We start from the raw sequence: 7,766 nt of genomic DNA on the forward strand, positions 1-7,766 counted from the left end.
GAGAGCGCCATGACCTTGTCCGCCCTGTCACGCCGCAGCTTCGTCGCCGGCTCTGCGGCCGCCGGCTTCAGCCTTGGTTTCCACGTGCCCTTTGCCGGCGAAGCGCAGGCGCAGGCGGGCACGCCTGAAATCAATGCCTGGGTGGTGATCAAGCCCGACGACACGGTCGTCATTCGCATCGCCCGCTCCGAAATGGGGCAGGGCACGCTGACCGGACTCGCCCAGCTCGTCGCCGAGGAGCTCGAATGCGACTGGTCGAAGGTGACGACCGAATATCCGACGCCGGGCGAGAACCTCGCCCGCAACCGCGTATGGGGCAATTATTCGACCGGCGGCAGCCGCGGCATCCGCGAAAGCCAGGACTATGTCCGGCAGGGCGGTGCGGCAGCGCGCGTCATGCTGGTCGCGGCGGCGGCGCAGCAATGGGGCGTGCCGGCTTCCGAATGCCGGGCCGCGCAGAGCCGCATCAGCCATGCCGGTTCCGGCCGATCGGTCAGCTATGGCGAGATCGCGGCGGCCGCCGCACGCATCACGCCGCCGAAGGACGTGCCGCTGAAGGATCCCAAGGACTGGCGCATCGCCGGCCAGCCGCTGAAGCGTCTCGATACCGCCGACAAGCTCAACGGCCGGCAGGTCTACGGCGCCGACCTGACCATGCCCGGCATGCTCAATGCGGCGATCCGCGACTGCCCGGTCTTCGGCGGCAAGGTGAAGAGCTTCGACGCGGCCGCCGTCGCGTCCCGTCCGGGCGTGAAGAAGGTGGTGGCGGTCGGTGACAGTGCGGTGGCCGTCATCGCCGATACCTGGTGGCGCGCCAAGACGGCGCTCGACGCGCTGCCCATCGTCTGGGACGAGGGGCCGAATGCCGGCGTGAGCAGCGCCAGCATCGACGCGATGCTGGCGGAAGGGCTCGCCGCGCCGCAGGCCTTCGTCGGCAACGAGGCGGGCGACGCCAGGAAGGCGATCGCCGGCGCGGCCAAGACGGTCGAGGCGACCTACCGCTATCCGTTCCAGAACCACGCCACCATGGAGCCGATGAACGCGACGGCGCTGGTCACCGCCGACGCGTGCCGGGTCTGGTGCCCGACACAGAACGGCGAGGCGGCGCTTGCCGCCGCCGCGGCGGCGGCCGAGATGCCGGTGCAGAAATGCGACGTGATCAAGCTGCATCTCGGCGGCGGCTTCGGCCGGCGCGGCGCGACGCATGATTTCGTGCGCCAGGCCGTGCTGATCGCGCGGCAAATGCCGGGCACGCCGATCAAGCTCCTCTGGTCGCGCGAGGAGGACATGCTGCATGGCCGCTATCATCCGATCACCCAGGCCAGGATGACCGGCGGGCTCGATGCGAACGGCAAGCTGGTCGGGCTGCACATGCGCATTTCCGGCCAGTCGATCCTGGCAGGGCTTGCGCCGCAGAACATGCAGAACGGCGTCGACCGCGTGGTGTTCCAGGGCGTGGCGCCGAGCGGGGAAGCCGCCTTCGGCTATACGATCCCGAACCTGCTGGTCGATCATGCCATGCGCAATCCGCCGGTGCCGCCGGGCTTCTGGCGCGGCGTCAACGCCAACCAGAACGCCATCTATGTCGAGTGCTTCGTGGACGAGCTCGCCCATGCGGCCGGCAAGGACCCGCTCGCTTTCCGGCGCGAGATCATGGCGGGCAATCCGAAGAACCTCGCCGTGCTGAACGCGGTGGCCGAGCGCGCCGGCTGGGCGACGCCGGCGCCGTCGGGCGTGTTCCGCGGGCTTGCCCATCTCATGGCCTTCGGCAGCTATATCGCGGCCTGCGCGGAAGTGTCGGTGACGGAGGGGCGGCTCAAGATCCACCGCATCGTCGCCGGCACGGACCCTGGCTACGTGGTCAATCCGCAGCAGGTGGAGGCGCAGATCGAGGGCTCGTTCGCCTACGGGCTTTCGGCGCTGCTCTATGGCGAGTGCACGGTCAAGGGCGGCCGCATGGAGCAGGAGAACTTCGACAGCTACAATGTCGTGCGCATGGACGAGATGCCGAAGGTCGAGTGCGTGCTGGTGCCCTCGGGCGGCTTCTGGGGCGGCGTCGGCGAGCCGACCATCGCGGTGGCGGCCCCGGCCGTGCTCAACGCCATCTTCGCGGCGACCGGCAAGCGCATCCGCTCGGTGCCGCTGAAGAACCAGCAGCTCGCCTGAGGCGGCCGGTGGCCCGCCCCAAGCGTGCCGATCGCGGCGCTGCCGCGCTTGCCGTTCCGGTCCTGCTGGCCGGGCTGGCGATGGCGGCGGCGCAGCCGAACGGCGGCGGCAAGGCTCCGCCGCCGCCCGGTGCGCTCGCCTGCGGCGGCTGCCATCCGCCGGGGCCGGGCGCGGAGGTGCCGCCGATATCGGGCATGCCGGCGGCGCAGCTTGCCGCGGCCATGCGGGCCTTCCGGTCCGGCGAGCGGCCGGCCACGGTCATGGACCGGATCGCCAGGGGCTTTTCCGAGGGCGAGATCGACGCGCTCGCTGCCTGGTTCGCTCAGGAGGCGCCGCGATGACCGCTGTTCGGCCCGACCGGCGGAGCCTGCTTCGCCATGGCCGCGATGTCGCCGTGCTGGGCGCCCTGCTTGCCGCGCCGCGGATCGGGCGAGCGCAGGGCGCCGCGCAGGTGGTGGTGATCGGCGGCGGTTTCGGCGGCGCGACCGTCGCGCGGGCGCTCGCCGGATCCGGCCACCGGGTGATGCTGGTCGAGCGCGATGCGACGTTTCTCGCCTGCCCGCTGTCGAATGCGGTGGTGGCGGGCCTGCGCGCGCTCGACGAGCAGCAGTTCGGCTACGATGGCCTGAAGCGGGCCGGTGTCACGGTCGCCATCGACAGCGCCACCGGCATCGACGCGCAGGCACGCCAGGTGACGCTCGCCGGCGGCCGCCGGCTCGGCTATGACCGCCTGGTCCTGGCGCCGGGCATCGACCTCGATTTTCAGGCGCTGGCCGGCTATGACGAGGCTGCGGCGGAGCTCATGCCGCATGCCTGGAAGGCCGGGGCGCAGACGACGCTGCTGGCGCGCCAGCTCCAGGCCATGGCCGATGGCGGAACGGTGGTCATGGCCGTGCCGGCCAATCCCTATCGCTGCCCGCCCGGCCCCTATGAGCGGGCGAGCCTGATCGCCTGGTATCTGAAGGCGCACAAGCCGCGCTCCAAGCTGATCCTGCTCGACGCCAAGGACACCTTCTCCAAGCAGCGCCTGTTCCAGCGCGCCTGGGCCGAGCTCTATCCGGGGCTCATCGAATGGGTCGGCCAGTCGGCCGGCGGCACGGTGACGGCGGTGGAGCCCGCCGAGCGGGTGCTGGTCACCGATTTCGCCCGGCACCGCGCCGATGTCGCCAATGTCGTCCCGCCGCAGCGGGCGGGGCGCATTGCCGGGCTGGCCGGGGTCGCCGATCGCAGCGGCTGGTGCCCGATCGATCCCGGCACCTTCGAGTCGCGGCTGAAGCCGGGCATTCATGTCGTCGGCGATGCCGGCATCATGGGTGCCATGCCGAAATCCGCCTTCGCCGCCCATGCGCAGGGCAAGGCCTGCGCCGAAGCGGTGGCGGCGCTTTTGGCCGGCCGGACCCCGCCGGAGGTCCGGCTGATCAACACCTGCTACAGCCTGGTGGCACCCGACTACGGCATCTCCGTTGCCGGCGTCTACCGGCCGGCCAACGGCCTTCTCGCCGATATCGACGGCGCCGGCGGCACCAGCCCGCTCGATGCCCCGCGCGACGTCCGCCGGGCGGAGGCGCGCTATGCCGAGGCCTGGTTCGATACCATCACCCGGGATGTCTATGGCTAGCGCCCGCCTCCTGGTCATGCTGACAATTCTGGCGGCTGCCGCGCCGGCGCGTGCCGGGGGCGCGGGTCTCGCGCCGCTGACCGGCGATCCGGGCGATGCCGCGCGTGGCCGGGCCATCGTCGCCGACCGGCGCAAGAGTTTCTGCCTGCTCTGCCATCGCGGGCCGTTTCCCGAGGAGCGGTTCATGGGCGACCTCGCGCCGCCACTCGACGGTGCCGGTGCCCGCTGGAGCGCGGCGCAGCTGCGCGAGCGGCTCGTCGACGCGGCCCGTCTCAACCCGGACACGATCATGCCGCCTTATTTTCGTGAGCAGGGCTTCAACCGGCTCGCGCCGTCCTGGCGCGGCCGCACCATCCTGACCGCGCAGGAGATCGAGGATGTCGTCGCTTTTCTCGCCAGCCTCAAGGATTGAGCCGGCGGCCGGCGTGCCGTCGCGCCGTTTCTGCCTGACGGCCGGGGCCGGGCTCGTGATCCTCGCCGTCGCGCCGCCCGCGCAGGCAACGCCGGATGCCATGGCCGCGGCGATCGCCGCCTTCACGGGCGGCGCTCCGGTGACCGCCGGCCGGGTCCGCCTCGATGTCCCGCCGCTCGTCGAGAACGGCAATGCCGTGCCCCTGACGGTGAGCGCGGAGAGCCCGATGACGGCGGCCGATCACGTCACGGCCATTGCCGTGTTCAACGAAAAGAACCCGCAGCCGAACGTCGCCACCGGCTATTTCGGCCCGCGCTCCGGACGGGCCACCTTCGCAACCCGCATCCGGCTGGCCGACACGCAGCGCCTCACCGCGATCGCGCGGATGAGCGACGGAACGTTCTGGTCGGCGAGCGCCGAGGTCATCGTCACGCTCGCCGCCTGCCTGGAGGGCTAGGCCATGGCCGCTCTGCTCAACGTGCCGAAAAGCGCCCGCGCCGGCGACATCATCGAGATCAAGACACTGATCTCGCATCCCATGCATACGGGCTACGGGCGCGACGATGCCGGCCGGCCGGTGTCGCGCGACATCATCCGCCTGTTCACCTGCCGCTATGACGGCGCCGAGGTGTTCCGCATGGACCTGACCCAGGCGGTCGCCGCCAATCCGTTCATCGTGTTCTCGACGGTCGCGACCGCGAGCGGCCCGATCGCCTTCGAATGGACCGACGAGAAGGGCACGGTCTGGCGCGAAAGCGTCGCGATCACCGTGGCCTGACCGTGCGGACCGCAGCCGCCTTCCTGGTTCTTGCGGCCTGCGGCCTCGCAGCCGGCGCCGGCGAGATCGCGCCGGCCGAACGCGTCTCGGGCTTCGGCCAGATGCAGCCGGAAATCCAGGCCATGCAGCGCGAGGACCTGTCCAATCCCGGCATGCTCGCGGTGCGCGCCGGCGAGGCGCTCTGGAACGGCGTGCCGCCCGGCGGCGCGGCCTGCGCGGCCTGCCATGGCGAGGCATCGTCGAGCATGCGCGGCGTCGCCGCGCGCTATCCGGCCTTCGATGCCGCTTCCGGGCGGCCGATCGACCTGACGGGGCGGATCAATCGCTGCCGGACGGAGCGGCAGGGCCAGGCCCCGCTTGCGTCCGACGCGACCGACATGCTGGCGCTCACCGCCTTCGTCGGCATGCAGTCGCGCGGGCTGCCGGTGGCCTCGCCCGCGGATGCGAGGCTCGAGGCTGCGCGGGCGCTCGGCCGGGAACTCTATCATCGGCGCATGGGCCAGCTCGACCTCTCCTGCAGCCAGTGCCACGACGACCATTGGGGCCGCAGGCTCGGCAGCAGCCTGATCCCGCAGGGGCACGCCAACGGCTACCCGCTCTATCGGCTGGAATGGCAGTCGCTCGGCTCGTTCTACCGCCGGCTGCGCAATTGCATGACCGGCGTGCGGGCGGAGCCGTTTCCGGCCGGATCGGACGAGGCGATCGCGCTTGAACTTCATCTTGCGACCCGTGGCGGCGGGCTGCTGGTGGAAACGCCGGCGGTGAGGCCCTGAAGCGGGCATCGCCGGGCGCCGCCGGTTCGAGATTGGTCTGAAGCATCGGCCCGCCGGCCCGAGCGCGCTGTCCGTCCTGGCCGATCTCGACCTCCTCCGGTCGAACGTTCCGACCACCGATCGCGACGACGCGCGGTCCGAGAGCCAGGCCGGCGAGGTGTCCGCCGCGATCCGGCGGCGCGCGGCCTTGCCTTATTGGTGCCGCCGTCGGCCGCGATCCCCACGCAAAGCTGTGGACGAATCACCTCTCGACGTCAGGAATAGCGATGCGCCGGCCGGAGCGTTCGCGACAACCGGAAACGCAATGATACACGATACTTGATGGACAATTTGTAATGACGCTAGCAGATGAGTTTCGTGCAATCTAAGGGCCGTATGCAGAGCCGGTGCCGGCGCTGCGACATGACCTGCGGGTATGGACGGATTTTCTCTGGCTGGCCGATTTGGGACGCAACAGATCTGCACTATGGCAACGGTTGTCGAACGCATTGGCCAGAATTTCGCACGAGAATCGCGCCGCGCCGGCGTACTGACGATGGTCGCCGCCGGCTTTCTCGTCTCGGGCTGCACCACCGACACGCCGAGCCGCGATCTCGGCTTCCGCATGCCGGCGCGCTATGCCGAGGCGGCGCCGCAGGCCGGCACCATCGCTCCGAACTGGTGGCGCGCCTATCGCCTGCCGGCCCTGACCACGCTGGTCGAGACGGCGCTCGACCGCAATCTCGACATCCAGGCGGCGATCGCCCGCATCGCCCAGGCCGAAGCCCAGATCATGACCGCCCGCGCGCCGCTGCTGCCGACCCTCAACGGCACAGCGAGCGGCAGCCGGGCGCGTTCCTCGCTGTCCGGCTTCGAGACGAGCTCGTTCTCGACCCTGCTCAGCACCAGCTGGATTCTCGACGTGTTCGGCCGCAACCGCACGCTGCTCGAGGCGGCGCAGGCGAGCGCCGCGGCAAGCCTGGTGGACAAGGACTATGTGGCGCTGGTGACAGCCGCAACCGTCGCCACGACCTATTTCCAGCTCCTGACGCTGCAGGACCGGCTGGCGATCGCCGAACGCAACGCCGCGTCGGCCGCCCGCATCCTCGGCGCCATCAAGTCGCGGGCGACCGCCGGCACCGTCTCCGATTTCGAGATCTCGCAGCAGGAGGCGCTGACCGCCAATGTGCGGGCCGTGGCGCCCAGCCTGCGCCAGCAGATCACCGTCACGCGCAACGCGCTCGCCATCCTGGTCGGCAGCACACCGCAGGGCTTCGCGCCGCGCGGCGGCAGCCTCGCGAGCCTCGCCATTCCCGCGGTCAGGCCCGGCGTGCCGTCCGACCTGCTGCAGCGCCGGCCCGACGTCAAGGCCGCCGAGATCAGGCTCGCCGCGCTCGACGCCAATATCCGGGCGGCGCGGCTCGCCTATTTCCCGACCATCAGCCTCACCGGGCAGGGCGGGTTTCAGAGCAATGCGCTGCGCCTGCTGCTGGAGCCGCAATCGATGATCTATTCGGTCGCGGCGAGCGCCACCCAGACGATCTTCGATACCGGCACCCTGCGCGGCAATCTGGAGCTGCAGCGCGGCCTGCAGGACGAAGCCCTGCAGAACTACCGCAAGGTGGTGCTGACCGCGCTGTCGGATGTCAGCAACGGCCTCAGCGGCCTCAAGCAGACCGCCGAGCAGGTGCGCTTCCAGGGTGAGGCGGTCACTGCGGCCCGGCGCGCCTTCCGCATCACCGACGACCGGATCGCGGCGGGCACCATCGACATCGTGACTCTGCTCAACACCCAGCAGACGCTATTCTCGTCCGAGGATGCGCTCGCCCAGGCCCGGCTCGCGCGCGCCCAGGCTTCCGTCCAGCTGTTCCAGGCGCTGGGCGGCGGCTGGACGCCGGAAACGTCACGCAGCGTGGTCGTGCCGCAGGCGGATGCGCAATGGAGACCCACCCCGTGAAGCGCTCGACCGGCCTTGTCCTGTTGCTTCTCGCCGCCGCGGCGGCCGGTGGCTATTACTGGTGGACGAACCATGTCGTGCCG

At 70.7% G+C, this 7,766-nt stretch carries 8 protein-coding genes; all 8 read left to right on the plus strand.

Going from position 1 to position 7,766, the window contains the following annotated elements; genetic code table 11:
- Positions 1-9 precede the first annotated feature (9 nt).
- A complete protein-coding gene (locus tag OZ671_RS13940) occupies positions 10-2,166 on the plus strand; it encodes a xanthine dehydrogenase family protein molybdopterin-binding subunit (RefSeq protein WP_268861310.1) in 2,157 nt (718 codons plus the stop codon).
- 8 nt (positions 2,167-2,174) lie between these two features.
- Positions 2,175-2,507: a c-type cytochrome gene (locus OZ671_RS13945; RefSeq protein WP_268861311.1), complete on the plus strand. Its 333-nt coding sequence runs from the start codon at positions 2,175-2,177 to the stop codon at positions 2,505-2,507.
- Positions 2,504-3,784 carry an NAD(P)/FAD-dependent oxidoreductase gene (locus tag OZ671_RS13950; protein ID WP_268861312.1) on the plus strand — a complete coding sequence of 427 codons (1,281 nt, stop codon included), beginning with the start codon at positions 2,504-2,506 and terminating at the stop codon, positions 3,782-3,784. Before OZ671_RS13945 ends, OZ671_RS13950 begins: the two co-directional genes overlap by 4 nt.
- A complete protein-coding gene (gene soxX / locus OZ671_RS13955; protein ID WP_328286361.1) occupies positions 3,777-4,196 on the plus strand; it encodes a sulfur oxidation c-type cytochrome SoxX in 420 nt (139 codons plus the stop codon). Before OZ671_RS13950 ends, soxX begins: the two co-directional genes overlap by 8 nt.
- Positions 4,162-4,653 (plus strand): SoxY-related AACIE arm protein, encoded by a 492-nt coding sequence (locus tag OZ671_RS13960; RefSeq protein ID WP_442957082.1) that lies wholly within the window; start codon positions 4,162-4,164, stop codon positions 4,651-4,653. Before soxX ends, OZ671_RS13960 begins: the two co-directional genes overlap by 35 nt.
- Positions 4,654-4,656: 3 nt before the next feature.
- On the plus strand, positions 4,657-4,974 hold the full coding sequence (soxZ, locus tag OZ671_RS13965) for a thiosulfate oxidation carrier complex protein SoxZ (protein WP_268861315.1): 318 nt from the start codon (positions 4,657-4,659) through the stop codon (positions 4,972-4,974).
- A complete protein-coding gene (gene soxA / locus OZ671_RS13970; protein WP_442957083.1) occupies positions 4,971-5,747 on the plus strand; it encodes a sulfur oxidation c-type cytochrome SoxA in 777 nt (258 codons plus the stop codon). The genes soxZ and soxA overlap by 4 nt, the downstream gene beginning before the upstream one ends.
- Before the next feature lie 466 nt (positions 5,748-6,213).
- Positions 6,214-7,683, plus strand: coding sequence for an efflux transporter outer membrane subunit (locus tag OZ671_RS13975; RefSeq protein ID WP_268861317.1), 1,470 nt, complete (start codon positions 6,214-6,216; stop codon positions 7,681-7,683).
- Positions 7,684-7,766: the final 83 nt, after the last annotated feature.

This window comes from Phreatobacter sp. AB_2022a, assembly GCF_026847585.1.
Lineage (GTDB): Bacteria > Pseudomonadota > Alphaproteobacteria > Rhizobiales > Phreatobacteraceae > Phreatobacter.

What these genes read in the sequence shown, in the direction of transcription:
- OZ671_RS13940 (WP_268861310.1), top strand. Translation starts at nt 10, where the DNA reads ATGACCTTGTCCGCCCTGTCACGCCGCAGCTTCGTCGCCGGCTCTGCG.
- OZ671_RS13950 (WP_268861312.1), top strand. Translation starts at nt 2,504, where the DNA reads ATGACCGCTGTTCGGCCCGACCGGCGGAGCCTGCTTCGCCATGGCCGC.
- soxX (WP_328286361.1), top strand. Translation starts at nt 3,777, where the DNA reads ATGGCTAGCGCCCGCCTCCTGGTCATGCTGACAATTCTGGCGGCTGCC.
- OZ671_RS13960 (WP_442957082.1), top strand. Translation starts at nt 4,162, where the DNA reads ATGTCGTCGCTTTTCTCGCCAGCCTCAAGGATTGAGCCGGCGGCCGGC.
- soxZ (WP_268861315.1), top strand. Translation starts at nt 4,657, where the DNA reads ATGGCCGCTCTGCTCAACGTGCCGAAAAGCGCCCGCGCCGGCGACATC.
- OZ671_RS13975 (WP_268861317.1), top strand. Translation starts at nt 6,214, where the DNA reads ATGGCAACGGTTGTCGAACGCATTGGCCAGAATTTCGCACGAGAATCG.